Annotated in this window: 19 protein-coding genes, 2 tRNA genes and 1 pseudogene; 10 read left to right on the top strand and 12 right to left on the bottom strand. The window is 63.0% G+C overall.

Going from position 1 to position 25,134, the window contains the following annotated elements; genetic code table 11:
* Positions 1–18: 18 nt before the first annotated feature.
* The 3 genes from moaA (at position 19) to CJD35_RS14085 (ending at position 2,004) form a co-directional block, all read left to right on the top strand.
* Positions 19–1,032 carry a GTP 3',8-cyclase MoaA gene (gene moaA, locus CJD35_RS14075; RefSeq protein ID WP_017184534.1) on the top strand — a complete coding sequence of 338 codons (1,014 nt, stop codon included), beginning with the start codon at positions 19–21 and terminating at the stop codon, positions 1,030–1,032.
* Positions 1,029–1,805: an NAD kinase gene (locus CJD35_RS14080; RefSeq protein ID WP_017184535.1), complete on the top strand. Its 777-nt coding sequence runs from the start codon at positions 1,029–1,031 to the stop codon at positions 1,803–1,805. The genes moaA and CJD35_RS14080 overlap by 4 nt, the downstream gene beginning before the upstream one ends.
* A 124-nt stretch (positions 1,806–1,929) precedes the next feature.
* A tRNA-Asn gene (locus CJD35_RS14085) sits at positions 1,930–2,004 on the top strand.
* Positions 2,005–2,071: 67 nt separating this feature from the next.
* Here the strand turns inward: CJD35_RS14085 and CJD35_RS14090 are convergent.
* The 7 genes from CJD35_RS14090 to dusB form a co-directional block, all read right to left on the bottom strand.
* A complete protein-coding gene (locus tag CJD35_RS14090; RefSeq protein ID WP_017184536.1) occupies positions 2,072–3,016 on the bottom strand; it encodes a glutaminase in 945 nt (314 codons plus the stop codon).
* A 129-nt stretch (positions 3,017–3,145) separates the two neighbouring features.
* Positions 3,146–3,628: an RNA chaperone Hfq gene (gene hfq, locus CJD35_RS14095; protein WP_006960545.1), complete on the bottom strand. Its 483-nt coding sequence runs from the start codon at positions 3,626–3,628 to the stop codon at positions 3,146–3,148.
* 157 nt (positions 3,629–3,785) lie between these two features.
* On the bottom strand, positions 3,786–5,156 hold the full coding sequence (gene ntrX, locus CJD35_RS14100; protein ID WP_017184537.1) for a nitrogen assimilation response regulator NtrX: 1,371 nt from the start codon (positions 5,154–5,156) through the stop codon (positions 3,786–3,788).
* Positions 5,146–7,401, bottom strand: a complete 2,256-nt coding sequence (locus CJD35_RS14105) for a sensor histidine kinase (protein ID WP_026002656.1) — start codon at positions 7,399–7,401, stop codon at positions 5,146–5,148. Before CJD35_RS14105 ends, ntrX begins: the two co-directional genes overlap by 11 nt.
* A gap of 109 nt (positions 7,402–7,510) precedes the next feature.
* A complete protein-coding gene (gene ntrC, locus CJD35_RS14110) occupies positions 7,511–8,962 on the bottom strand; it encodes a nitrogen regulation protein NR(I) (protein ID WP_017184539.1) in 1,452 nt (483 codons plus the stop codon).
* Complete coding sequence (locus CJD35_RS14115; protein ID WP_017184540.1) at positions 8,962–10,071, bottom strand: two-component system sensor histidine kinase NtrB; 1,110 nt, start codon at positions 10,069–10,071, stop codon at positions 8,962–8,964. The genes ntrC and CJD35_RS14115 overlap by 1 nt, the downstream gene beginning before the upstream one ends.
* Positions 10,068–11,090 carry a tRNA dihydrouridine synthase DusB gene (gene dusB / locus CJD35_RS14120; protein ID WP_086485709.1) on the bottom strand — a complete coding sequence of 341 codons (1,023 nt, stop codon included), beginning with the start codon at positions 11,088–11,090 and terminating at the stop codon, positions 10,068–10,070. Before dusB ends, CJD35_RS14115 begins: the two co-directional genes overlap by 4 nt.
* Positions 11,091–11,188: 98 nt before the next feature.
* On the opposite strand from dusB, the gene CJD35_RS14125 reads away from it, so the two are divergent.
* Positions 11,189–12,376 carry a bifunctional 2-C-methyl-D-erythritol 4-phosphate cytidylyltransferase/2-C-methyl-D-erythritol 2,4-cyclodiphosphate synthase gene (locus CJD35_RS14125; protein ID WP_017184542.1) on the top strand — a complete coding sequence of 396 codons (1,188 nt, stop codon included), beginning with the start codon at positions 11,189–11,191 and terminating at the stop codon, positions 12,374–12,376.
* Between the two features lie 4 nt (positions 12,377–12,380).
* A complete protein-coding gene (locus tag CJD35_RS14130) occupies positions 12,381–12,899 on the top strand; it encodes a CinA family protein (RefSeq protein WP_017184543.1) in 519 nt (172 codons plus the stop codon).
* Here CJD35_RS14130 and CJD35_RS14135 read toward each other — a convergent pair.
* Complete coding sequence (locus CJD35_RS14135; protein WP_026002657.1) at positions 12,845–13,321, bottom strand: type II toxin-antitoxin system RatA family toxin; 477 nt, start codon at positions 13,319–13,321, stop codon at positions 12,845–12,847. The two genes, CJD35_RS14130 and CJD35_RS14135, sit on opposite strands and share 55 nt — an antisense overlap.
* A 4-nt stretch (positions 13,322–13,325) precedes the next feature.
* Complete coding sequence (gene lipA, locus CJD35_RS14140) at positions 13,326–14,291, bottom strand: lipoyl synthase (RefSeq protein WP_017184545.1); 966 nt, start codon at positions 14,289–14,291, stop codon at positions 13,326–13,328.
* A gap of 44 nt (positions 14,292–14,335) precedes the next feature.
* On the opposite strand from lipA, the gene CJD35_RS14145 reads away from it, so the two are divergent.
* Entirely contained in the window at positions 14,336–14,974 is a 639-nt protein-coding gene (locus tag CJD35_RS14145) for a carbonic anhydrase (protein ID WP_017184546.1), read from the top strand.
* 11 nt (positions 14,975–14,985) lie between these two features.
* On the top strand, positions 14,986–15,810 hold the full coding sequence (locus CJD35_RS14150; protein ID WP_017184547.1) for an NYN domain-containing protein: 825 nt from the start codon (positions 14,986–14,988) through the stop codon (positions 15,808–15,810).
* A 344-nt stretch (positions 15,811–16,154) separates the two neighbouring features.
* Here the strand turns inward: CJD35_RS14150 and ettA are convergent, their stop codons facing one another.
* Positions 16,155–17,840, bottom strand: a complete 1,686-nt coding sequence (gene ettA, locus CJD35_RS14155) for an energy-dependent translational throttle protein EttA (protein ID WP_017184548.1) — start codon at positions 17,838–17,840, stop codon at positions 16,155–16,157.
* Between the two features lie 99 nt (positions 17,841–17,939).
* On the opposite strand from ettA, the gene CJD35_RS14160 reads away from it, so the two are divergent.
* From CJD35_RS14160 to CJD35_RS14170, 3 genes are all read left to right on the top strand, one after another.
* Positions 17,940–19,313, top strand: a complete 1,374-nt coding sequence (locus CJD35_RS14160; protein ID WP_017184549.1) for a M20/M25/M40 family metallo-hydrolase — start codon at positions 17,940–17,942, stop codon at positions 19,311–19,313.
* A gap of 156 nt (positions 19,314–19,469) precedes the next feature.
* Positions 19,470–19,673 carry a hypothetical protein gene (locus tag CJD35_RS14165; RefSeq protein ID WP_017184550.1) on the top strand — a complete coding sequence of 68 codons (204 nt, stop codon included), beginning with the start codon at positions 19,470–19,472 and terminating at the stop codon, positions 19,671–19,673.
* Positions 19,674–19,939: 266 nt separating this feature from the next.
* Positions 19,940–20,016: transfer RNA gene (locus tag CJD35_RS14170), tRNA-Pro, on the top strand.
* A gap of 13 nt (positions 20,017–20,029) precedes the next feature.
* Here CJD35_RS14170 and CJD35_RS14175 read toward each other — a convergent pair.
* A complete protein-coding gene (locus CJD35_RS14175; protein ID WP_017184551.1) occupies positions 20,030–23,575 on the bottom strand; it encodes an error-prone DNA polymerase in 3,546 nt (1,181 codons plus the stop codon).
* Positions 23,572–25,127, bottom strand: a pseudogene (locus CJD35_RS14180) (Y-family DNA polymerase). Before CJD35_RS14180 ends, CJD35_RS14175 begins: the two are co-directional and overlap by 4 nt.
* Positions 25,128–25,134 lie beyond the last annotated feature (7 nt).

A 25,134-nucleotide genomic window follows, 5' to 3' on the forward strand; every position in this document is an offset into this window, starting at 1 on the left:
TCGCCTAGCTAGGTTGCCATGGCCATGGCGGACCCCTCGCGCGCGCAGATGACCGACGGCCTGGGCCGCCGGATCAGCTATTTGCGCATATCCGTCACGGACCGCTGCGACCTGCGTTGCCGCTATTGCATGGCGGAAAAGATGCAGTTCCTGCCCAAAAATCAGGTGCTCACGCTGGAGGAGATCGCGCTGCTGGCCGACCTGTTCGTGGCGCGCGGCATCAACAAGATCCGGCTGACTGGCGGCGAGCCGCTGGTGCGGCGTGATATTGGCGATCTGGTGCGCCGGATCGGGCGGCATCTGGGCAGCGGGTTGGACGAACTGACGCTGACGACCAATGGCACCCAGCTGGCCGACCATGCCGACATGCTGGCCGACGCAGGGGTGCGCCGGATCAATGTCAGTCTGGACAGCCGCGATCCAGCCCGCTTTGCCCATGTCACCCGTGGCGGTGACATTGCCGCGGTGTTCGCCGGGCTGAAAGCGGCGCAATCGGTGGGACTGGCGATCAAGATCAACATGGTGGCGCTCAAGGGCATCAATGATGATGAAATCCTGCCAATGCTGCGCTGGTGCGATGCCGAAGGGCTGGACCTCACCCTGATCGAAACGATGCCGTTGGGCGAGACGGGCGAGGACCGCACCGACCATTATCTGCCCTTGAGCGAGGTAGCGGATGATATTCGCGCGCGCCACGCATTGACGCCCCTGCCCGACCGCACCGGCGGCCCGGCGCGCTATCATGCAGTCGCCGGGATGACGGCACGGCTTGGCCTCATCACCCCGCTTACCAATAATTTCTGCGCCGATTGCAACCGCATTCGCATGACATGCGAGGGCAAGATTTTCATGTGCCTTGGCCATGAGGATCATGTCGATTTCAAGACGGCCCTGCGCGAAGGCGGACTGGCTGCTGTCGAGCCGCTGATCGACCGCGCGCTGCGTTTGAAGCCAGCGCGCCACGACTTTCGCATTGGTGCGGGCGAAACCGCGCCTGCGACGCGCCGCCACATGAGCGTTACCGGCGGATGAGCGACGAAATGCGGCGTGCGCTGGTCGTGTCCCCTACCCAGGCAGCCAAGGCTGCCGAGGAACGGCTGCGCGCCACTTATGATTTCGTGCCGGTCGAAGAGGCCGAGATGATCATCGCGCTGGGCGGCGATGGCTATATGCTCCAGACGCTCCACGCGATGCTGGAAGCCCGACGGATTGTCCCCGTGTTCGGCATGAACCTTGGCACGGTCGGCTTCCTGATGAATGAATGGCGGCTGGAACGGCTGGAGCAACGGCTGGAAGCGGCCAAGATGTTCAAGGTCAATCCGCTGCGCATGATAGTCGATACGGTCGATGGTGAGCGGTTTTCGATCCCGGCCATTAACGAAGTGTCGCTGCTGCGCGAAACCCGCCAGACCGCCAAGCTGGAGGTGCAGGTCAATGGCCGCGTTGTCCTGCCTGAACTGGTGTGCGACGGCGTGCTGGTGGCGACTCCCGCCGGGTCGACCGCCTATAACCTGTCGGCTCATGGCCCCATCTTGCCGCTGGGATCGGCGCTCGTCGCATTGACCCCGATCAGTCCGTTCAGGCCGCGTCGCTGGCGCGGGGCGATCCTGCCGGAAAATACCGTCATCCGCTTCACCGTGCTCGATCCGGTCAAGCGCCCGGTCAGCGCCGTGGCCGACCAGCGCGAAGTGCGCGATGTCGCCCAGGTGGAGGTCAAGATCGACCGTGCGACGCCCCTGACCCTGCTGTTCGACCCGGAACATACGCTGGACGACCGCATCGCGGCGGAACAATTCATCGCCTGAACCGGCGCTTTGACAGCGCCAAAGCCCGGCCTGACGGGGAGCCAAAAAAATCATCAGATTAGCGCTTGCCAATTCTTAAAAGCCGCTGCTATAGGCGCGGCCTGCCCGGCGGAAGTCGGGCTGCTCCCCGATAGCTCAGCGGTAGAGCATTCGACTGTTAATCGAATGGCCGTAGGTTCGAATCCTACTCGGGGAGCCAGTTTTTCCTGCCAGCGCGGCGATACTGCCGCCCACGGTGCGGGCTCCAAACTATCCGACGATCACTGTCAGCCGCGCTCTTCCGGCGGGCTGAATACCGACCAGCCGGTTCGGCGGGCAAGTTCTTCGAGCGCCAGCGTGCCAAGGCAGCTATTGCCGCTGGCATTGAGGCCCGGTGACCAGACCGCAATCGCGGCACGGCCCGGCACGATCGCCAATATCCCGCCGCCAACGCCCGACTTGCCAGGGATGCCGACGCGAAAGGCGAAGTCACCCGATGCGTCATAATGGCCGCAGGTGAGCATCAGCGCGTTGATACGGCGAGCGCGGCGCGGCGAGATGACCCGGCCACCGCCCGGATGCCGGCCATCCAGCATCAGATAGCGACCGGCGAGCGCCAATTGCCGGCAGCTCATTTCGATCGCGCATTGATGGATATAGCTTCCCAGCACCAGTTCGGCAGGATGACGCACATTGTCAAAGGCGCGCATATAGTTGGCGAGCGCCATGTTGCGAAAGCCGGTGGCGGTTTCGGACGCGGCCACGGCCTCGTTAATGGCAATGCTGTCATCGCCGGCCAGATAGCGTACGAAGCGCAGCATCTCGCCAATCGCGACACGCGGCTCGTGACCGCCCAGATTGACGTCGGCGACGACGATCGCACCAGCATTGATGAAAGGATTGCGCGGGATGCCCTGCTCATGTTCCAGCTGGGTGATCGAATTGAACGCATTGCCCGACGGTTCGCGCCCGACCCGGTCCCACAGCTGATCGCCGACCTTGCCGAGCGCCAGCGTAAGCGCAAACACTTTGGACACGGACTGGATCGAAAAGCCTGTGTCGGCGTCTCCGCCGGTCAGCATCCTGCCATCGGCGGTAGCGATGGCAATACCGAACTGCGCCGGGTCGACCGTGGCAAGTTCCGGGATATAGGTCGCAACCTGCCCACGATCCTCCATCGACGCCATGGTGGCCGTAATATCGGCAATGACGGAAGATAGATCGAGGCTCATGCCCGCGCCGTGCCCCTGTTGTGCAAAGCCGAAAGGCCGTATCGAAGGATCATACACATCGCATGATGTCTCGATACGGCCTTTCCAGACGCTCTATAGAAGGGATGCGACCAAGCGCGCCGTGCAGGATCAGTCGTCCTGTTCGTTTTCGCCCGACAGGTCGAGCGAATGGAGCGGCTGAACTGTCGAAATGGCGTGCTTGTAGACAAGCTGAACCATCCCGTCGCGCTCCAGCAACATGCAGAACAGATCAAAGGCGGCGATTTCGCCCTGAAGCATTACGCCATTGACCAGGAACATGGTCACCGGGCTGCCGGACTTGCGCACCGCAGTCAGGAAGATTTCCTGCAACAGCTTGGCCTTGCCGTTGCCATCGCTCGCCTTGCGCAGATCGGTCAGATCCATCGACTGGGCAGGCATCACGGTGGAAATCGCGTGCTTGTACACCAACTGGGACTGGCCATCGCGGCGCAGCAGCACGGAAAAATTGTCGAACCAGGTGATGATGCCCTGCAACTTTACGCCCTTGACCAGGAACATGGTCACCGGGGTCTTGCTCTTGCGCAGGCTGTTCAGGAAAATATCCTGAAGATTGTTCACTTTATCGGCCATGGTCTCTGCCGGTCCTTTATTCTTGGCGGGACGTTACCCGCTCTTGCACCCCTGGGCAGGGTGTCTTGCCTGCCCCCGCTTGTCGGGGGTCAGGAGCAATCGTATCGCAATTGCGAAGGGGCGTCCATGGGGAATGGCACGCCCCTGATCGCTGTTGCTATTCCTTGCCGTCAGTGATGCCCAACAGCTTGAGTTTACGGTGCAATGCTGATCGCTCCATGCCGATGAAAGTCGCCGTGCGCGATATATTGCCGGAAAAACGGCGGATCTGGATACGCAGATATTCCCGCTCGAAACTTTCGCGCGCTTCCCGCAACGGCGCGCCCATGATGGCGGACTGCCCCATGCCTTCGCCGCCGCCACTGCTGGTCAGTTCAGCGGGCAGCATGTCCAGTTCGATCCGGCCAATCCGATCACCGGGCGCCAGAATCATCGTGCGTTCGATGACATTACGCAACTGGCGAACGTTACCGGGCCATTCATTGGCCTGCAGGGCCGCCATCGCGTCACTCGCCATATCTGGCGGCGGCACGCGCCGTTCCGCGGCGAAGCGGGCGAGATAATGTTCGACCAGCGGCGGAATATCATCGCGCCGTTCGGACAGGGGCGGAATGACCAGCGGCACGACGTTCAGGCGATAGAAAAGATCTTCCCGGAAGCGGCGCTCTTCAATCTCGGTCGACAGATCGCGTGCGGTCGAGGAAATGACCCGGACATCGACCTTGACCTGACGCTGGCCACCCACACGGGTGAAGCTCTGGTCGGTCAGGACGCGCAATATCTTGCCCTGCGTCGTGATCGGCATGTCGGCAACTTCGTCGATATAGAGCGTGCCGCCATGCGCCTGTTCCAGATAGCCCGGACGGACCAGACCGCTCTGATCCTCCAGACCGAACAGTTCCTCCTCTACCCGGTCGGGGTCCATGCGGGCGGCGGCGACGATGATGAAAGGCGAATCAGCCCGCCCGCTCCAGCTATGGAGCATCCGCGCGGCGACTTCCTTGCCGACGCCCGCCGGGCCGGAAATGAGGACGCGGCTGCCGGTTCCCGCGACCTTCTTGATCGTGGCGCGCACGCCGTTGACCGCCGCCGATGTCCCGGTCAGTTCATCATCCTGCCCGAACCGCGCCCGCAACACCTGATTTTCGCGCCGCAACCGTTCCGTCTCGGTTGCTCGGCTGACCAGATGCAGCAGCCGGTCGGCCTCGAACGGCTTTTCGATGAAATCGGCGGCGCCCTTGCGGATCGCGGCGACAGCCGTGTCGATATTGCCATGGCCGGAAATCATCAGCACCGGGATCGTCGGATCGCGCCGCTTGATCTCGTCCAGCAGCTCCAGGCCATCCAGGCGCGATCCCTGCAACCACACGTCCAGCAGGACCAGCGATGGACGGCGCGAATCCAGCGCCTCGATCGCGCTGTCGCTGTTGGCGGCGGTGCGAGTGGTAAAGCCCTCATCCTCCAGTACACCCGCGACCAGATCGCGAATATCCTCTTCATCATCGACTATCAGAATATCAAGCGCCATTGGCCGTCACTTTTCCTTTGGGCATGGCGATAGCCTGCCCTTCTTCCAATTTTTCCAGCGCCGCCGCAGCAAAGCGCAATGTTACCGATGCGCCGCCCCCCTGCGCGTCGTCGAAACGAATTTCCCCCAGATGCTCCTCGACAATCTTCTTGACGATGGCGAGGCCCAGACCCGTCCCCTTGGTCCGCGTGGTCATATAGGGTTCCAATATGCGCTCCCGCTCGGGGGGCAGGCCGATACCGTCATCGCGCACGGTGATGACCAGATCCTCGTCCACCTGCGCGACCTGCATCGATATATGCCCGCGCGGCTGACCGTCTGCCGGTTCGGGCTTGGGCTCGATGGCTTCCACCGCATTCTTGACGATGTTCGTCAGCGCCTGTCCCAACTGGCGCCGGTCGCATACCAGTTCCAGATCAGGCGCGTCGGCATGATAGTCAAAGCGAATGTCGGGATGCGCCACTTCGTGCAGGAACAGCGCGTGACGGGCAATATCGCCCACCGTCTCGCGTCGGAACACGGGTTTGGGCATCCGCGCGAACGAGGAGAATTCATCGACGATACGGCGCAGGTCGCCCACCTGCCGCACGATCGTTCCGGTTAACCGGGTGAAGGTTGATCGGTCGCTGTTAATTTCGTCGGCATAGCGACGCTGGAGCCGTTCTGCGGCCAGTTGAATCGGCGTCAGCGGATTCTTGATCTCATGCGCGATGCGGCGGGCCACGTCGGACCATGCGGCGCGGCGCTGATCGGACAGTTGCTGCGTAATGTCGTCGAAGGTCAGGATATGGCCGGACGCATCGTCCGATACCTTGACCGCCAGCGTCCGCAAATCGCCATGGGCGCGGACCTGCACGATCCCCGCGCTTTCGTCCGAGGCGATCAGGTCTGCCAGATCGACCGACACGTCGCTGAGCAGGCGGCCGACCGGGTCGTCGCCTTCCTCCACCAATATCGCCGCAGCCGATCGGTTGAGCAACTGGATCACGCCCTTCCGGTCAACCGACAGCACGCCAGCAGTCACGCCCGACAGGATCGCCTCGATAAAGGCGCGGCGTTCGTCCAACTGGCTGTTGGCGGCGACCAGCGCCCCGGTCTGCGCCTCCAGCCGCTGGGTCATGCGATTGAAGGCGGACGCCAGCGTGCCGATTTCGTCGCGGGCAAGCGGGCTGGTGACACGCGCGGACAGATCACCCGCCGTGATCCGGCGGGCCGCCGTCACCAGTTCATTGACAGGCCGGACCATCCAGTCGGCAACGGCCAGCGCGATATAGACCGCAATGCCCACCAGCAGCAGCGATCCCACAAACAGGGCAATGTTGAAGCGGAGCTGTAACGCGCGCGATTGCGCCGAAAACATATCATAATCGGCGATCACCTTTTGCGCGCGCTCGACATTGCTGAAGGCCCAAGACCCGGAATCGCGGGTGGCATAAAGATAGATTTTCGAATTCGGATAGAGCAGCGTCACAGCCTCGATCTGCTGCGGCTTGGCCTGCACGACCACATTTTCGCCTGCGTTCAGCCGCTTGATTACGGCATCCGTCAACATCTGCGCAGCGGGGCGGTTTTCCGGGTCGACCGTGGCGGCGGTGCGGGCGACGCCATCCTTGCCGACTTCAATGATGGCCGAACGATTGAGTTTGCGGGTTACGACCTGATAGATGAAGCCCTCGGCAAAGCGCGGGCTGCTGACCTTCGACTGGGCCAGATAGTCGCGCAGATCGCTCGCCATGGTGACCGTTTCATCGCCGACTTCGCGCAGATTCTGCTCATAATAGCCACGCGCCAGATCGCTGGCATTTTGCAACATTCCGCGCGCGCTGTCGGAAAACCAGAACTGCACGCCATATTGAAACAGGAGCGAGGCGAAGATCACGACCAGCAGCATGGGAACGCTGGCAACGATCGAGAAGATGGCGACCAGCCGAACGTGCAACTGGCCATCGCTACCAATGGCCGAAGCCGCCGCGCGCCGCTTGGCGACACGCCGCCCCAGCAGCACCAGCAAGGCGATGGCAGGCACAAGATTGGCGACCAGCAACAGCGCAACGATCGGCGGGGTCAGCAGCGCATAGGATTGGCCGCTACTCGATACGAGCCGGTAGGTCAGCACCGCCATGCCCACGAACAGCGCCAGGGTCACAGCTTCGACCAGCGCCGCCAGGCGCCGTCGACGCAGGAAAGGCGGCAAATGCCTCCGCCATCCAGGCACCCGCCGTGAAACTGTAGTCGCGCCGCTCATAGTGGCTTTGTTACAACAACCCCGTGCCCGATCAAACACAGTAATTGTCGCTTCTGCTGTTACTGGTCGATCCAGGCCATCCGTTCGTCTCGCACGATGATGATCTGGATCAATCAATCAGGCGCAGTTGCAGCGGGTCCAGCCCATAATCGGTCAGCTTCTTGCGCAGCGTATTGCGGTTGATGCCCAGCAAGCCGGCAGCACGGATCTGGTTGCCATCGACCGTCGCCAGCACTTCCTGCAACAGGATCGGCTCGATGACAGCCAGCAGGTCATCATGCAGGTTGCGGTTGGGCTGGCCGATGCCGACCCCCAATTGCCGCCGCGCCCAGTCGCGCACGGCATGGGCCAGATGGTCGGCAGGGGCGGCATAGTCGGCCGGAACCGCCTCCAACGGCAGCATGTTGCGCAATATCTCGCCAGTGATGACATTTTCGCGGCTCAGCACCGCCAGACGCTGCATCATATTCTGCAATTCGCGGACATTGCCCGGCCAGTGATAGACCATCAGCAATTGGGTCGCATCGTCCGCCAGCGTCTTGCGCGGCAAGCCTTCCTGCGCGGCGCGCTCCAGAAAATGGCGGGCGAGCAGGATCACATCCTCCCGCCGTTCACGCAGCGCGGGCAGGGAAATCGGCACGACATTCAGGCGATAATAAAGGTCCTGCCGGAACCGGTTTTCCTCGATCAGTTGCGGCAGATGCTTGTTGGTCGCCGCGATAATGCGGACATTGACCCGAACAGGTTTGGAGCCACCCACCGTCGTCACTTCGCCCGATTGCAGCACCCGCAGCAGCCGGGTCTGCGCCTCCATCGGCATGTCGCCGATTTCGTCGAGGAACAGCGTGCCACCCTGCGCCTGCTCAAATTTCCCGGCGGTACGGGCGTGGGCGCCAGTGAAAGCGCCTTTTTCATAACCAAATAGTTCTGCTTCGATCAATTCGCGCGGGATGGCGGCCATGTTGATCGCGACGAAAGGCTTGGTGCGACGTTGGCCCAGACTGTGGATGGCTTCGGCCACCAGTTCCTTGCCGGTGCCCGATTCGCCCAGCACCAGGATCGACAGGTCGTTGGACAGCACGCGCGCAATGGTCCGATAGACTTCCTGCATCGCAGGCGATCGCCCGACGAGCGGCAGCCCGTCATGGGGCAGAGCCCCCTCTCCCTCCTCCGCCTCTCCATTTTCAGCCTGCCGGGTGCCCAGCGCATCGGATACGGCGCGAGTCAGTTCGTTCAGATCGAACGGCTTGGGCAGATATTCAAACGCGCCCTTTTCGGTCGCGCGAATCGCCGTGTTGAGCGTGTTCTGCGCCGACAGGATGATGACGCTGAGCGCCGGGCGGTCGGCGATGATGTCCGCCACCCCTTCCAACCCGTCGCCATCGGGCAGCATGACGTCCGTGATCAGCACATCGGGCGTGAAACTGTCCATCAGCGCGGCGCGCTCGCGGATCGACCCGGCGGTCTTGACCTTGTGCCCCTGCCGCCGCAGCGCTTCACCAACCACCACGCAGATGGCCGGATCATCATCGACCACCAGCACCGTTCCCGTCGCGGCCATCAGCCCATCCCCATCGGCAACAGGATGCGGAAGGTGGATTCACCCGCCTCCGCATCGCGCGCATATTGCACAAATCCGTTCATGTCCCGCACCAACTTGTCCACCAGCGCCAGGCCCAACCCCTGCCCATCGCGCTTGCCGGTGATGAAGGGGTTGAAGAGATGGTCCAGAATATGTTCCGGCACCCCCGGTCCATTGTCGACCACCACGATCTCGATGGGCAGCACCGCACTGCCCTTGCCTCCGCCAACCATCACCGACACACCGTGCCGGAACGCTGTTTCGACCCGAATGCGGGGCTTGGCGACATGCTCCAGTGCCTCCGCAGCATTTTTGAGCAGGTTGATCATGACCTGTACCAGCGCATCGTCATTGATATTGGCGAATGGCAGGGATGGGTCATAACGCTTTATAATACGGATATTTCTTGCAAATCCTGCTGCGGCGATGTCTGCCGCCCGGTCGATCAGGGGATAGATGTTGCCCGGACGACATTCCAGCGTGCGATCGGTGGTAAAATCCTGCATCCGGTCGATCAGCGCCGCGATCCGATCAACTTCATTGCAGATCAGTTGGGTCAGCGCCGCATCGCGACCGCCCTGCCCGCCTTCCAGCAATTGTGCCGCGCCGCGTATGCCCGACAGCGGGTTCTTGATCTCATGCGCCAGAATGGCCGCCGCGCCCATGGCGGATCGCGCGCCGCCCGACGTGCCGCGATGGCCGATCTTGCGTGCCTGGCTTTGCGCGTGGAGCGACACGACACGCCAGCCGTCATGGTCGACGATCGGCGCGATCATCAGGTCGACCTCCATTTCGGCGGTGCGCCCGGCATGGACCTTTATATCATAGGCAGCGATCGGCTTCTGACTGTGCCAGATGTCGAAGCGCGCGCCAGCCTCCGCGATACGAATGGTGCGTGCGACATCGCTGCCGACGATGGCGGAACGGGCCATGTTGAGCAGGGTTTCGGCCCGCACATTGGCTTCGGCAATGCTGTTGTCGGGCCGGACCAACAAAGTCGCCACCGGCAGCGCCGTCATCTGTTCGGCCAGCGATGGCCCGTCCTGCTGCATCCGTAGCGGCGGCACCAGCGGCTGCGCGCCGGTCATGCCGCCTGACGCGCGTCCACCGCCTCTGCACCGCCGGCGATCAGCGGTTCGTAGAAGCGGGCGAGCATGTCCAGCACCTTGTCCGCGTTTGGTTCCTGATTGACCGCATGGCGGAACTCGGCCGATCCGGTCAGCCCCTTGGTGTACCAGCCGATATGCTTACGCGCCATATTGACGCCGGTATAATTATCATAATGTTCGAGCATTGCCTTATAATGCCCTATGATAACGTGATATTGTTCTTCCAGCGTCGGGTCGGGAACGCGCTCGCCCCGGTCGAGCCAAGCCATAACCTGACTGATGAGCCAGGGTCGCCCATAGGCACCCCGCCCGATCATCACCCCGTCCGCGCCGCTCTGTTCCAGCGCCATATCCGCGTCTTCGATCGAACAAATGTCGCCATTAGCGATGACCGGCAGCTTGACGGCGTTCTTGACGGAACGGATGAAGCCCCAGTCCGCCGACCCCTTGTACATCTGGCAGCGGGTCCGACCGTGAACGGTAATCAGCTTCGCACCCAGATCCTCGGCAATATGCGCCAGTTCAGGCGCGTTGAGGCTGCTATGGTCCCAGCCCATCCGCATCTTGACCGTCACGGGCACGTCCACCGCCTCGACCGTCGCCTTGATCAGCGCAGCGGCCAGCGGCAGGTCGCGCATCAGTGCGCTCCCCGCGTCACCATTGACCACCTTCTTGACCGGGCAACCCATATTGATGTCGATGATCGCCGCTCCCCGATCCGCGTTGAGCTTCGCGGCATCGGCCATTTCGGCGGGAGAGCAGCCAGCCAATTGCATTGACACCGGTTCTTCCAGCGGATGCCATGCGGCCTTTTGCAACGACTGGCGGGTTTCCCGGATCATCGCCGCAGTCGCGATCATCTCCGTCACATTGAGGCCGCAGCCATAGCGGCGCACCAATGTGCGGAACGGCATGTCGGTTACGCCAGTCATCGGCGCCAGCACGACGGGCATGTCGATCGTAAGCGGACCGATGGATATGGGGGAAAGCCTGCGCATGATACTCAAAGGATAGTGCCTAAAAAACAGGCAGCCCATAGCGGTTATTGACCGATGGAGCAAGCGAAGGGGTCTGGCGGGGGTGCGTGCAAGCGTCTATGCCCCGCGCCATGACTGACAACAGGCACAGGACCGTTGCCCTGCTGGTAGCTGCTGGCACCGGCAGTCGCGTGGGCGGCGACATTCCCAAGCAATTCCGAACCATCGGTGGCAAGGCTGTTATCCTCCATGCCGTCGACGCCATGATGGCGCATGGAGGTATCGATGCGATCCACCTGGTCATCGGCGCCGGACAGGAAGCGCAGGTGCGCGCGCTGCTGGCGGATCGCGCCATTGCTGGCTTGACCGAAGGCGCCGACAGTCGGCGCGGGTCGGTGCGCGCGGGGCTGGAAGCGATTGCGGCAACGGGCGGGGCCGATCGGGTGCTGATCCACGACGCCGCGCGGCCTTTCGTGCCTACTGCCGTGATAGACCGGCTGCTCGGCGCGCTCGACGATGCGCAGGGGGCGATTCCGGTGCTGCCGGTCGCCGATACGCTGGTGCGGGGTGCGGATGGCGCGATGGGCGATGGCGTCGCGCGCGATGGCCTGTTTCGGGTCCAGACGCCACAAGCCTTCATGTTCGACACGATATTGGCCGCGCACCGCTGCTGGGACGAAAGCCGCGAAGCCACGGACGACGCGCAGATTTTGAAAGAGCAGGGCCATGATGTCATATTGGTCGCTGGCGATGAAGGGCTGGAAAAATTGACCTACCCACAGGATTTCGCCCGCGCAGAGGCTCGGTTGGTGAGCACCCGCACGGTGCGCGTGGGCATGGGCTATGACGTCCATCGCCTCGCCGAGGATGAAGAATTATGGCTGGGCGGCATTCGCGTACCCCATGATCGCGGACTGGCCGGGCATAGCGACGCCGACGTGGCGCTGCACGCGATCGTCGATGCGCTGCTGGGCGCATTGGCGGAAGGCGACATTGGCAGCCACTTTCCTCCGTCCGACCCGCAATGGCGCGGGGCGTCGTCCGACCGCTTCCTCGCCTATGCGGGCGACCGGGTCACGGAGCGCGGCGGGACGATCGATCATGTCGACCTGACAATCATCTGCGAAGCGCCCAAGATCGGCCCTCATCGAGACGCCATGCGGGCGCGGATCGGGCAGATACTGGGCCTGCCGGTAGACCGGATCAGCGTGAAGGCGACCACGACCGAACGGCTGGGTTTTACAGGGCGGCGCGAAGGTATTGCGGCGCAAGCGGTTGCCACCCTCTCCCTTCCCGCGCTATCCTGACCTCATGCCAGACAGCATTCTTCCCCCCATCCTGGTCGAACTTGCCGACCGGGTCATCATCGCCAACCGTCGTGCCGGGCGGACCATCGCCGTCGCCGAAAGCTGCACCGGGGGCCTAGTGTCCGCCGCGCTCACGGAAATCGCAGGCTCGTCCGACGTGTTCGAGGCAGGATTCGTCACTTATTCCAATGATATGAAGGCGGAACTTCTAAAGGTTTCGCATGATGTGCTGGAAACATTTGGCGCGGTGTCCATCGCTACGGCCTGGGCCATGGCGCAGGGCGCCTTGCTCAACAGCCATGCCCATGTCGCCGTCGCGATCACCGGGATCGCCGGGCCGGGCGGGGGAACGGAGCAAAAGCCGGTTGGCACCGTGGTGTTCGCCCGCGCCGAACGCGGGGCAAGCCCCGACAAGATCGTCGCGGACATGCGGCATTTTGATAATGATGGCCGCGGGGGCGTGCGGCTTCAGGCCGCGCTGTGCGCGCTCGAACTGCTGCTGCCCGATTCGTCCGGCGCGTAAAGCTGGGCGGCGCGAGTCTCGAACGCGCCGATCATCTTGCGCAGCGCCTTGTCAAACATCTGCCCCGCCAGCATTTCGAACAGCCGGTTCTTGAAGGCGAACTCGACCTCGAAATCGACCAGGACTCCGCCCTGTCCGTCGTCGCGAAAAGCCCATTCATTGTGCAGATGCTTTAGCGGACCGTCGAGATAATCGACCCGGACATGGTCCGGCCGATGCTTATGAACGCGCGAGGTGAAGCTTTCCTTGATCCCCTTGAACCCGACGATCATGTCGGCGACCATTTCCGTGTCGCTATCGGAACGGACCCGGATCGCGCTGATCCAGGGCAGGAATTCGGGATAGCGCGCGACATCGGCGACCAGATCGAACATCTGGGTCGGGCTGTAGGGCAGGTGCCGGGTCTCATTATGCCGGTGCATGGGCTTACCGGGCAACCTTTGCCAGCTTGGCTTCCCGCGCGGCGCGCATTTCGGCGAAGTCTGCGCCAGCATGATAGCTGGACCGAGTGAGCGGGCTGGATGCAACTTGCAGGAAGCCCTTGGCCCGCGCGATTGCGGCATAGGCGTTGAATGCCGCCGGGGTAACGAATTCGATCACCTTGGCATGCTTGGGCGTGGGCTGAAGATATTGGCCCATGGTCAGGAAATCGATGTCTGCGGAGCGCATGTCGTCCATCACCTGATGCACTTCCAGCCGCTCCTCGCCCAGACCCAGCATGATGCCGGACTTGGTGAAGATGGAGGGATCAAGCCGCTTGACCGACTCCAGCAGCCGCAGCGAGGCATAGTAGCGCGCGCCAGGACGGATTGTCGGGTAAAGGCGCGGAACGGTCTCCAGATTGTGATTATAGACGTCGGGCCGCGCCGCGACGATCATCTCGACCGCCCGCTCATGCTTGTTGCGGAAGTCCGGCGTCAGGATTTCGATCGTCGTGCCGGGCGTGGTGCGGCGCAGCGCCTCGATCACCTTCACGAATTGCGACGCGCCGCCATCGGGCAAATCGTCGCGGTCGACAGAGGTGATGACGATATGTTCCAACCCCATTTCGGCGGCGGCATCGGCCAGATTCTGCGGCTCGTTGACGTCAACCTTGCGCGGCATCCCGGTCTTGACGTTGCAAAAGGCGCAGGCCCGCGTGCACACATCGCCCAAGATCATCACCGTCGCATGCTTCTTGGTCCAGCATTCGCCGATGTTCGGGCAGGCCGCTTCCTCGCAAACCGTATTCAACCCCTTAGTCCGCATCAGCTTGCGGGTCTCATGATAGGCCGGACTGGTCGGCGCCTTCACGCGAATCCAGTCGGGCTTGCGCAGACGCTCCGGCTTGGCAGGGTCACCGGGCATGGGGATAGGAGCGATATCGTTCATGCGCCCCAGATAGCGATCCATGGTCACACTTGCCAGCCCCGATATTGTGCGGCACAGACCAGCCCATGACCGATTTTTCAAACATGATCGAAGGCTATCGCCGGTTCCGCCAGACCGGATGGTCCCAGCAGCGCGAGCGGTGGGACGAACTGAACGAAGGGCAAAGCCCCAAGGTGATGATCATCGCCTGTTCCGACAGTCGCGTCGATCCCGCCCAGATTTTCGACACCAATCCAGGCGAGATTTTCGTCGTGCGCAATGTCGCCGCTCTGGTGCCGCCATTTGAAACGACGCCCGGTCGCCACGGCGTGTCGGCGGCGCTGGAATTTGCCGTGCAGGTGCTGGAAGTCGACGAAATCATTGTCATGGGTCATGGCAAATGCGGGGGTTGCAAGGCGGCGCTCAGTCAGGATCTGAAGGACGCCGAACCGGGTGACGGCGGCTTCATCCATAGCTGGATCGAACTGCTGGACCCCGCGCGGGCGAAGGTGATCGCCCAATATGGGGATGATCGCAGCCGGGACGTGGAACGCGCGATGGAGCAGGAAGGCGTCAAAGTGAGCCTTGCCAATCTGCGCACCTTCCCCTGCGTCCGGTCAAAGGAGCGCAAGGGCGAATTGAAACTGATCGGCGCATTCTTTGCCATTTCCGACGGGCAGTTGCATGTCATGGATGAGCAGAGCGGCATCTTCGCGCCTGCCTGAAAGGACATGTCATGACATCACTGGACGGGCCGAGCGGTAATATCGCCCTGCTGATCGATGCCGATAATGCCTCGGCGGCCCATTTCGATCCGGTGATGACGGTGCTGGCGGAACTGGGCACGGTCAATATCCGCCGTGCTTATGGCAATTGGAGCAAGGCGACGCTGAAAAGCTGGGCGGCGCTGTCGATCGCGCAGGCCATCGAGCCGCAACAACAGTTCGACCTCACCAAAGGCAAGAACGCGACCGACATGAAAATGACGATCGACGCGATGGACCTTATGGCAAGCGGCCGGGTGAGCGGCTTTGGCCTGATGTCGAGCGACAGCGATTTCACTCCCCTGGTGACCCGTATCCGGCAGCAGGGCATTCCGGTCTATGGCTTTGGCCGGATGAGTTCGCCGGAGGGTTTCCGCCGCGCCTGCACCCGCTTCATCGACGTCATGGCGCTGGCGGAGGTCGATGCGGAAGATCCGGTGGTAGAGAAGGCGACGTCCCCGGCGCGCGCGCGCAAGGCTGATGAAAAGAAAGCGCAGCCCGCAAAAGCCGCACCGCCAGCGCCCACGCCGGTCCCGGCGCAACCCTCCGCTCCCAGCATCAAGAAGGCTGTCGACGCGGAAGTCATCAAGTTGCTGATCGACGCCTATGATTCGGTCAAACGCGACGAGCGCGGTTTTGTACGGCTGGGATCAGTGGGCCAGCTTGCGGGCAACCGTTCCAGCTTCGACGTGCGCAACTATGGCTATAAGCGCCTGTCCGACCTTGTGCAGGCGATACCCAATTTCATCACCGAATCGCGCGAAGGCGGGCAGGTCTGGATCAAACGGGTGAATTGAATGTCCTCATGTGCCCAGGCCATCGAAGACCGCCCTGCCCCATCGCCCAATACCCATATTGGAATAAAAAAGGGCCGCCCCTGTGAAGGAGCGGCCCTTGAGAGTTTAGGAGAGGATGCCTGGAAGGCCCGCTGCTTGTGTATTGATAGCGCTATCATTGCAATTGCAAAATGCGCAATTGGCTCTGCGGGCAATGCAATCGCAATTGCGCTTATGGTTCGCCCCTGAGCGCCTCTACCGTACGCACGACCAGGTACAGCTTGACCCGCTGCCTGAAGAGTCCCGTTTGGTAATGAGGGAACGTAGGACGCAGCTTTACTGCGTCCCACCTCCCTAATCGCGCTTCAGCGGGTCAGCTTCTTGTAGGCCAACCGGGTCGGTCGATCGGCGGCATCGCCCAGGCGACGGCGCTTATCTTCCTCATATGCCTCGAAATTCCCTTCGAACCATTCGACATGGCTGTCGCCTTCAAAGGCAAGGATATGGGTGGCGAGACGGTCGAGGAAGAAACGGTCATGGCTGATGACCACGGCGCAGCCCGCGAAATTTTCGATCGCTTCTTCCAGCGCGCCCAGCGTTTCGACGTCCAGATCGTTGGTCGGTTCGTCGAGCAGCAGCACGTTGCCGCCCTTTTTCAGCATCTTGGCGATATGAACGCGGTTGCGTTCACCGCCCGACAGCTTGCCGACATTCTTCTGCTGGTCCTGCCCCTTGAAGTTGAAGGCGCCGACATAGGCCCGCGTCGACATGTCATGGCCGTTGACCTTCACATAATCGAGGCCGTCGGACACTTCTTCCCAGACATTCTTGCTGTCGTCCAGATGATCGCGGCTCTGGTCGACAAAGCCAAGGCGTACGGTCGTGCCGATGTCGATCTCACCCGAATCGGGCTGTTCCTGGCCGGTGATCAGCTTGAACAGGGTCGATTTACCCGCGCCGTTCGGCCCGATGACGCCAACGATGCCGCCCGGCGGCAACAGGAAGGACAGATCTTCGAACAACAGCTTGTCGCCGAATGACTTGGTGATGTTCTTGAATTCGATCACCTTGCCGCCCAGACGTTCGGGCACCTGGATAACGATCTGCGCCTTGCCCGGCGAGCGGTTGTTCTGCCCGGCGACCAGCTCTTCGAACTTCTTGATACGCGCCTTGGACTTGGTCTGGCGGCCCTTGGTACCGGCCCGGATCCATTCCAGTTCGTCGTTGATCGCCTTCTGACGGCCGGAGGCTTCGCGATCCTCCTGCTCCAGACGCTTGGCCTTCTTCTCCAGATAGGTGGAGTAATTGCCTTCGTACGGGAAATATTTTCCGCGATCGAGTTCGAGAATCCAGCCGACGACGTTGTCGAGGAAGTAGCGGTCGTGGGTGATCATCAGGACCGACCCGGCATATTCCTTCAGATGATTTTCCAGCCAGGTGACGCTTTCCGCGTCAAGATGGTTGGTCGGTTCGTCGAGCAGCAAGATGTCGGGCTTCTGGATCAGCAGCCGGGTCAGCGCGATGCGGCGCTTTTCACCACCTGACAGATTTTCCACGGACCAGTCGGACGGTGGGCAACGCAGCGCCTCCATCGCGATTTCCAGCTGGTTGTCGAGCGTCCAGCCATCGACCGCGTCGATCTGCTCCTGCAACGTGCCCATTTCCTCCATCAGCGCGTCGAAATCGACGTCTTCCGGCGGATCGGCCATGATCATGCTGATCTCGTTGAAACGGTCCATCTTGTCCGCGGTCTCGCGCGCGCCGTCCTTCACATTTTCCAGTACGGTCTTGGTCGGGTCGAGCTGCGGCTCCTGCGGCAGATAGCCGACGCTGATATTTTCGCCCGGCCAGGCTTCACCGGTAAAATCGGTGTCGATGCCGGCCATGATCTTGATCAGGGTCGATTTACCCGCGCCGTTCGGGCCGACGATGCCAATCTTGGACCCACGGTAAAATTGCAGGTTGATATTGCTCAGAACCGGCTTGGCCGCGCCGGGGAAGCTCTTGGTCATGTTCTTCATGACATAGGCATATTGCGAGGAGGCGGACATGTTTGGGCAGCTCCAACGGTAGGAAAAGAGGATTTGGCGCGGAGTTAGCGGAGGCGGGACGCATTGGCAAATGGGCGATGGCCCGCTACGCTTCCACCCATGCAGAAAATCCGATCGGGCACGCTTGCCGCCCTCCTCCTAGGCAGCCTTTTCACCCCCGTCCTGTCCCATGCCGCTCCGGCAGACAGCGCCGCGATTCGCGACGCCGCGCTCAAGGATGATGTCGCATGGGATTTCACCGAAGGCCTGACCACCGAAGTCGGCCCGCGTCCGGCCGGCACGCCGCTGGAAGCGCGGGCGCGCGAATGGGCGGTGGCGAAGCTCAAGGCGCTGGGGTTCAGCAATGTACGCGCCGAACCCTATACGATGCCGGTATGGCTGCGCGGCCGGGACGAAGCGAAAATCCTCTCCCCCTTCCCGCAGAATCTGGTGCTCTCGGCGCTGGGCAATAGCGGTTCGACCCCGGACAAGGGGATAGAAGGCGAAGTCGTCTATTTCCCGACTCTCGCCGATCTGGAAGCCGCACCCGCCGCCAGCGTCAAAGGCAAGATCGCCTTTGTCAGCCATGACATGACGGCAACGCAGGACGGTTCCTCCTATGGCTATTTCGGCGCCGCCCGGCGGCAGGGGCCCAGCATCGCGTCCAGCAAGGGTGCGATCGCCATATTGATCCGGTCGATCGGGACGGACCATCATCGCCTGCCTCATACCGGTGTTCAGATGTGGGCCGATGGCGTGACGCCAATCCCCGCCGCCGCGCTTTCGGTGCCGGATGCCGAGCAACTGGCGCGTGTGATCGGGCGGGGACAGCCGGTCAAGCTCCACCTGACGCTGACATCGAAAATGCTCAAGGACCAGCCGTCGGGCAATGTCATCGCGGAAATTCCCGGCAGCGATCCGGCGGCCGGCGTGGTGGTCGCGGCCTGCCATCTCGACAGCTGGGATCAGGGCACGGGCGCGATCGACGATGCGACCGGCTGCGGCATCGCGGCGGCCGCGGCATTGCAGGTGGCGAAGGCTGGCCAGCCCCGCCGCACCATCCGCGTGCTGATGGCCGGGGCCGAGGAAGTCGGCGGCGACGGCGCGCGGGCCTATTTCAAGGCGCATGGCACGGAGAGACACGCGCTCGCGATTGAATCGGATTTTGGCGCCGATCGTGTGTGGCGCGTGGATTTCAAACTTCCGCAGGGGCATGATGCGCTCGCGACCAGCATCTCTGCGGCCCTCGCGCCGCTGGGCATCGGCGCCAGCAAGCAGGAAGCGGGCGGCGGCGCCGACATTGCGCCGCTGGTGAAGGCAGGCGTGCCGGTGATCGACCTGCAACAGGACGGCACCCGGTATTTTGAGCTGCATCACACGCCCGACGATACGCTGGACAAGGTGGACCCGGCGCAATTGCGGCAGAATGTCGCCGCCTGGGCCGTAACGCTAAACCTTGTTGCCAATGCGCAAGAATCCATGGGCATTAAGTGAACTTTTATAGTAGACAACGCCCCGTCGCGTGATTCCATCGTTTCACCGGCGCAGAAAAGCATTGATTTGTGCATCGCACACGTTAATGCGGGTCGCTCGCGTAGGGTCACATTGTAACGTGCCTGACGCGGCATAATGCTATGGGAGCCGTACACAATGAAGAAGATCGCTGCTGTTTTCGCTTCGGCCAGCCTGATGGCCCTCGCCGCTTGCGGTGAGAAGCCGGCCAACGAAACCGCGAACGCTTCGAACGCCGTCGTGGAAAACGTTGTCGACAACGCCATGAACGCTGCTGAAAATGCAACGAATGCTGCTGACAACGCTGCGAACGCTGCCAACAACGCTGCGAACGCGATGTAATCTTCGCCTTAGCGAGATTTCCGAAGGGCGGGCTGTCTCTACAGCCCGCCCTTTTTGGTTGTGCCAGAGACATTGCGCCCCTGCCCCGGAACATCCGCCCCGCTCCATCAGTTGTTTCTGAACTGTTACAGGAGAGAATATCATGGGCAAGGGACTGTTATTATGGCTGATCGGGGTGCCGATCCCCATCATTCTGCTACTTTGGCTCTTCTTTCATTGATCGCCGATTGACGGGACGCGCGATAGACCGCTAAGGGCCGAGGCGTCGGGGAGTAGCGCAGTCTGGTAGCGCGCCTGCTTTGGGAGCAGGATGTCGCAGGTTCGAATCCTGTCTCCCCGACCATCTCGCAAAATCGCTAATGAAAATCGCGCGATCCCGGCAATATCCGCACGTTGCGCGGATGGCCGTGGCTGCGGATCCGCGACATCACCGGGTGGACAGCCTTGTCGCCCGGTCCCGCTTCGATAAGCGTCGCATGATCCTCTGACAGCCGATCGAGTTCGGCGGTACGGTCCACAATGCGATCGGCCATCAGATGTAACACATCGACCGGCCCTTCCCGCACCCGCTGCACCACCCCATGCGCCTCCATCAGCCGCGCGGCCATCAGCGGCAGGCGATAGCGGTCCAGCATCCTGGCCCAGAGCAGGATGTTGACGATACCCGTCTCATCTTCCAGCGTAGCGAAGATCGCATTGCCCTTACCGGGCCGCTGCCGCACCAGCACCACGCCTGCAACCTTTGCCCGTGCGCCATTCTTGACGCTGCTGACCTGCTCGCTGGTCAACAGGCCTTCGGCCGCGAAAACCGAGCGCAGGAAGGTCATGGGATGCTGTTTGAGCGACAGGCGGGTCAGCTGATAATCCGCCGCCACCGCTTCGGACAGGGGCATGGGCGGCAGGGCGGCATCGGCTTCTTCCCCCAGTTCGCGCGCGCGGGCAGCGGCGAACAGCGGCAATTCGCCCGCTGGCATCCTTCGCACATCCCAGGCCGCATCGCGCCGCTCACGCCCGATCGAGCGGCAGGCATCGGCATCGGCCAGCAAATGCAGCGCACGGACAGGCAGGCGTACCCGCCGCCCCAGTTCCTCGATCGTGGCGAAGGGGCCGGATGTCGCGCGATCCGCTGCAATCGCCTCCCCCCAAGCCTCCCGGAAACCGTCAATCTGGCGAAAGCCCAGCCGCAATGCGAACGCCCCGTCCTGCCGGTGACGCGGCACGATGTCGCCCCAGCGGCGATTGGCCGGGGTCCAGTGCTGCCCAGCATCGGGATCGTCCACCGCAATCGGCTCCAACCCATTGTCCCAGCCGCTGGCATTGACGTCGATGCCCCGCACGACAACGCCATGTTCGATCGCGTCGCGCACGATCTGCGCCGGGGCGTAGAAGCCCATTGGCTGCGCATTGAGCAAGGCCGCGGCGAACACGGCAGGCTGATAGCATTTGAGCCAGGCCGACACATAGACCAGCCGGGCAAAGGATATGGCGTGGCTTTCGGGAAAACCATAGCTCCCAAACCCCTTGATCTGGTCATAGCAGCGCTGGGCAAAGGCGCGTTCATAACCACGCGCCACCATGCCGCCGATCATCTTCTCCTCAAATTCGCCGATCGTCCCGACATTGCGGAAGGTCGCCATCGCCCGGCGCAGCTTGTTCGCCTCCCCCGACGTGAAATTGGCGGCGGTGATCGCCAGCTTCATCGCCTGCTCCTGAAATAGCGGCACGCCATAGGTGTGGCCCAGCACATGATGCAGTTCATCGGCGGGGTGCGGCGGGGCTGGCGAAGGAAAGCGCCAGGAAGGCGGCTTGCCATCACGCGCCTCGGCCCGGCGGGCGAGATAGGGGTGGACCATATCCCCCTCGATCGGGCCGGGCCGCACTATCGCGACCTGCACCGCCAGATCATAGAAGGTACGCGGGCGCAGGCGGGGCAGCATGTTGATCTGGGCGCGGCTTTCGACCTGGAACACGCCGACGCTGTCCCCCCGGCACAGCATGTCGTAAACCGGCGCCGCTTCGCCTGGCACCGACGCCAGCGTCTTGTCGCCCAGGCCATGGTCGCGCATCAGCGCAAACCCCTTGCGAATGCAACTGAGCATCCCCAGCGCCAGTATGTCGACCTTCATCAGGCCCAGCGCGTCGATATCATCCTTGTCCCACTCCAGAAATGTGCGGTCCGCCATTGCCGCATGGTGGATCGGCACCGTCTCATCCAGCCGATCCTGCGTCAGCACGAAACCGCCGACATGCTGCGACAAATGGCGCGGGAAGGTCAGCAGCCGGTCGACCAGTTCCTTCAACTGCATGACCAGCGGATTGCCCACGTCCAGCCCCGCATCGCGGAAGCGCCGTTCCTCCATGCCGCTGGCATGGCTGCCCCACACGGTGCTGCCGATCCGCGCGGTGACATCTTCCGACAGGCCCAGCACCTTGCCGACTTCCCGCACCGTGCTGCGGGGGCGGTAATGGATGACGGTCGCGGCTATGGCGGCGCGATCGCGACCATAGCGGGCATAAATATGCTGGATCACTTCCTCACGCCGTTCATGCTCGAAATCGACGTCGATATCGGGTGGTTCGTCGCGATCCTCCGAAATGAAGCGGGAAAAGAGCAGGTTATGCCTGGTCGGATCGACCGATGTGATCCCCAGATAATAGCAGACCGCCGAATTGGCCGCCGATCCGCGCCCCTGGCACAGGATCGGTGGATCGAGGCTACGGGCAAACTGCACCGCTTCATAGACTGTCAGGAAATAGCAGGCGTAATTGCGGCTGCGGATCAGCGCGAACTCTTCCGCCAGCATCGCATGGACCCTATCCGGCACGCCATCGGGAAAGGCCTCTCCCGCCAGCCGCAGCACTTCATGTTCCAGCCAGTCCTGCGCCGCCCACCCTTCGGGCACCGGCTCGTGCGGATATTCATATTTCAGATGGGACAGATCGAACCCGATCCGGTCCAGTACGTCGCGCCATGCCCCCACCGCCTGCGGCCAGTCGCGGAACAACCGGGCCATTTCGCGTGCGGGTTTCAGGTGCCGTTCGGCATTCGCCTCCAGCCGCCGCCCGGCCTCCCGCAGGGTCACGCCCTGCCGGATACAGGTGACGACATCATGCAACGGCCGGTCCTGCGCCATGGCATAGAGCGCATCGCAGGTTGCAAGCAGCGGCAGCCCCAGCCGCCCGGCCATCGCCGCCAGCCGGGCAAGGCGGCGACGATCCGGCCCGGCGCGCGGCATGGTGACGCCGATCCAAAGCGCACCTGGCACCCGTTGCGCCAGCCCTGCCAGCAGCGCCTCGTCCGCTTCCCCTGCCATAGCAATCAGGACCATGTCCTGCGCATGGTCGATCAGGTCGGACAGGCACAGGTCGCAATCGCCCTTTTGCACCGTCTCTTTCAGATTGCCGACGCTCAGCAGCCGGGTCAGCCGCCCCCAGCCATGGCGGTTGATGGGGTAGGCGACAATGTCCGGCGTCCCGTCGGCAAAGCAGAGCCGCGCGCCGGTGACGAGACGGAAAGCCTGCGCCAGCGGCAGCGCCTGCGCCGCAAGATGACGGCGCTCCGCAGCCGACTGTGGGGTTTCGCCCGTGCGGATTCCCTGATCCTCGGCATCCTCGGCCAGCATCCTGCGCACCGATTTGAGTGCGCTCCACGCCCGCACCACCCCGGCCACCGTATTGCGATCGGCAATGCCGATGCCCGCATGGCCCAGCGCCAGCGCCTGTCCGACCATATCGGCCGGGTGGGACGCGCCGCGCAGGAAACTATAATTGGTTGCCGCGACCATTTCGGCAAAATCCGGCGCAGGCGATGGCGGTCCCGATCGCCGCGCCCGCAGCGCCGTGTCGAGAGGGATGGGTTGACGCCCCTCCCCCTCCGGCCCCGGATCACGCCCCCGGCTCATGCGAACAGGCCATGCAGATACCAGCGCGGCATCGGCTTGTCCGGTTCGAAGAAACCAAGGCGGAATATCCAGAAACGGCGACCGCGCCGGTCCTCCACCCGGTAATAATCGCGAATATGATCGGGCGCGTCGCCCAGCAGATAGCGAATATCGACCTCGCCCGGATCGCTGCCGGGCCGGGGCAGTTCGATCGACACGGGCCGCCTGCGCCACCATTCCCCGGCGATCCGCTCCGGCCCTCGAACCGGGCGACTTCGTGCAACGCCCGGCGCCAGCGGAAACGGCGGGGCGGGCCGTCGGGGACTTCGGCGCCCAATACCTCGATCGGCTGGGGCGGATCGAACAGATGGATGGGACGCAGCGGCGGCTCGCCCGGTTCCGGTGTCGTCCAAGGACCGGACGGCGACGTATCGAGCGCGGGCAGCGCAAATTCGGCCTGTTCGGGCATATGGCTGTCGCGTGCGCCAAAGCGGCGGACGCGGTTGCGCCCCAGCCGGGTGCTCAGACGCTCGACCAATGCGGTCACCGCCGCCTCGCCGGTCGCGCCGCCCTCCAACTGCAATTGCGACGCACCCAGCGGTTCGGTCAGTGGGACGTTCAGCCGCAGCAGGTCAAAGCCGAATCCAGGATCGATCGGATCGTTCAGGCTGTCGATCCGCTCGCGGATCAACCGCATCAGCGCAGGCACATCCCGCATCGGCGCGCCGGTTTCCACGGTCAGGCGGCGCACCAGCCCGTCGCTGCGGAAAAACAGCGCCTCGAACCGGCGACCGCCATGGCCCCTCTGCTCCAATATCCCTGCCGCCTCCCCTGCCAGTTCAGCCAGGATCGTCATCATGGTTTCAGTGCGCGCGACCGGTTCGGCAAAGCGCCGCTCCACGCTCATCGGCGGGACCAGCCGGCGCGGGGTCAGCGCGCTGTCCGCCTCCCCCACGATCCGGCGGATCGCCATCACCGCGTCCGCGCCGAAACGGGCGGCGATGGAGGACATCGGCCGACGCGCGACATCGCCAATGGTTTTCAGCCCCGCGCGGCGCAACGCCAGCGTCGCCTCCTCCTCCAGTTCCAGCGCCGCGACGGGCAGGCGGCGGATCGCGCTATCCTCGTCGCACGCAGCTCCGGCCACATAGCGGGCCAGCGCCCGCGCGCCCTCCGGCGTTCCGGCAAAGGCCAGCCGCACCGCCACGCCCAGCCGCGCCAGCCGCCGCTCCAGATCGGCCGCCAGCCCAGCCTCTCCACCAAAGAGATGATCGCACCCGCTGGTATCGAGGATCAGCCCGTCGGGCGGATCGAGCGCGACGGTCGGGGTGTAGCGGGTGCAGCCATCGGCCAGCCGCTCCAGCCAGTCCTGATCCTCATGCGGGACATGGTCGAACAGGTCGAGGTCGGGCACACGGGCGCGGGCATCCGCCATCGACAGGCCGGGCGACAGGCCCATCGCCGCTGCCGCCTCATCCACCGCCGCCAGCCGCAACGCGCCGCGTATTTTCTCGACAAAGGCGCGTGGCCGTTCATCCTGCCCGGCGCACAGATGGGGCCTGGTCAGGCGCAACCGCTCC

The sequence above is a fragment of the Sphingobium xenophagum genome, assembly GCF_002288285.1.
GTDB lineage: Bacteria > Pseudomonadota > Alphaproteobacteria > Sphingomonadales > Sphingomonadaceae > Sphingobium > Sphingobium xenophagum.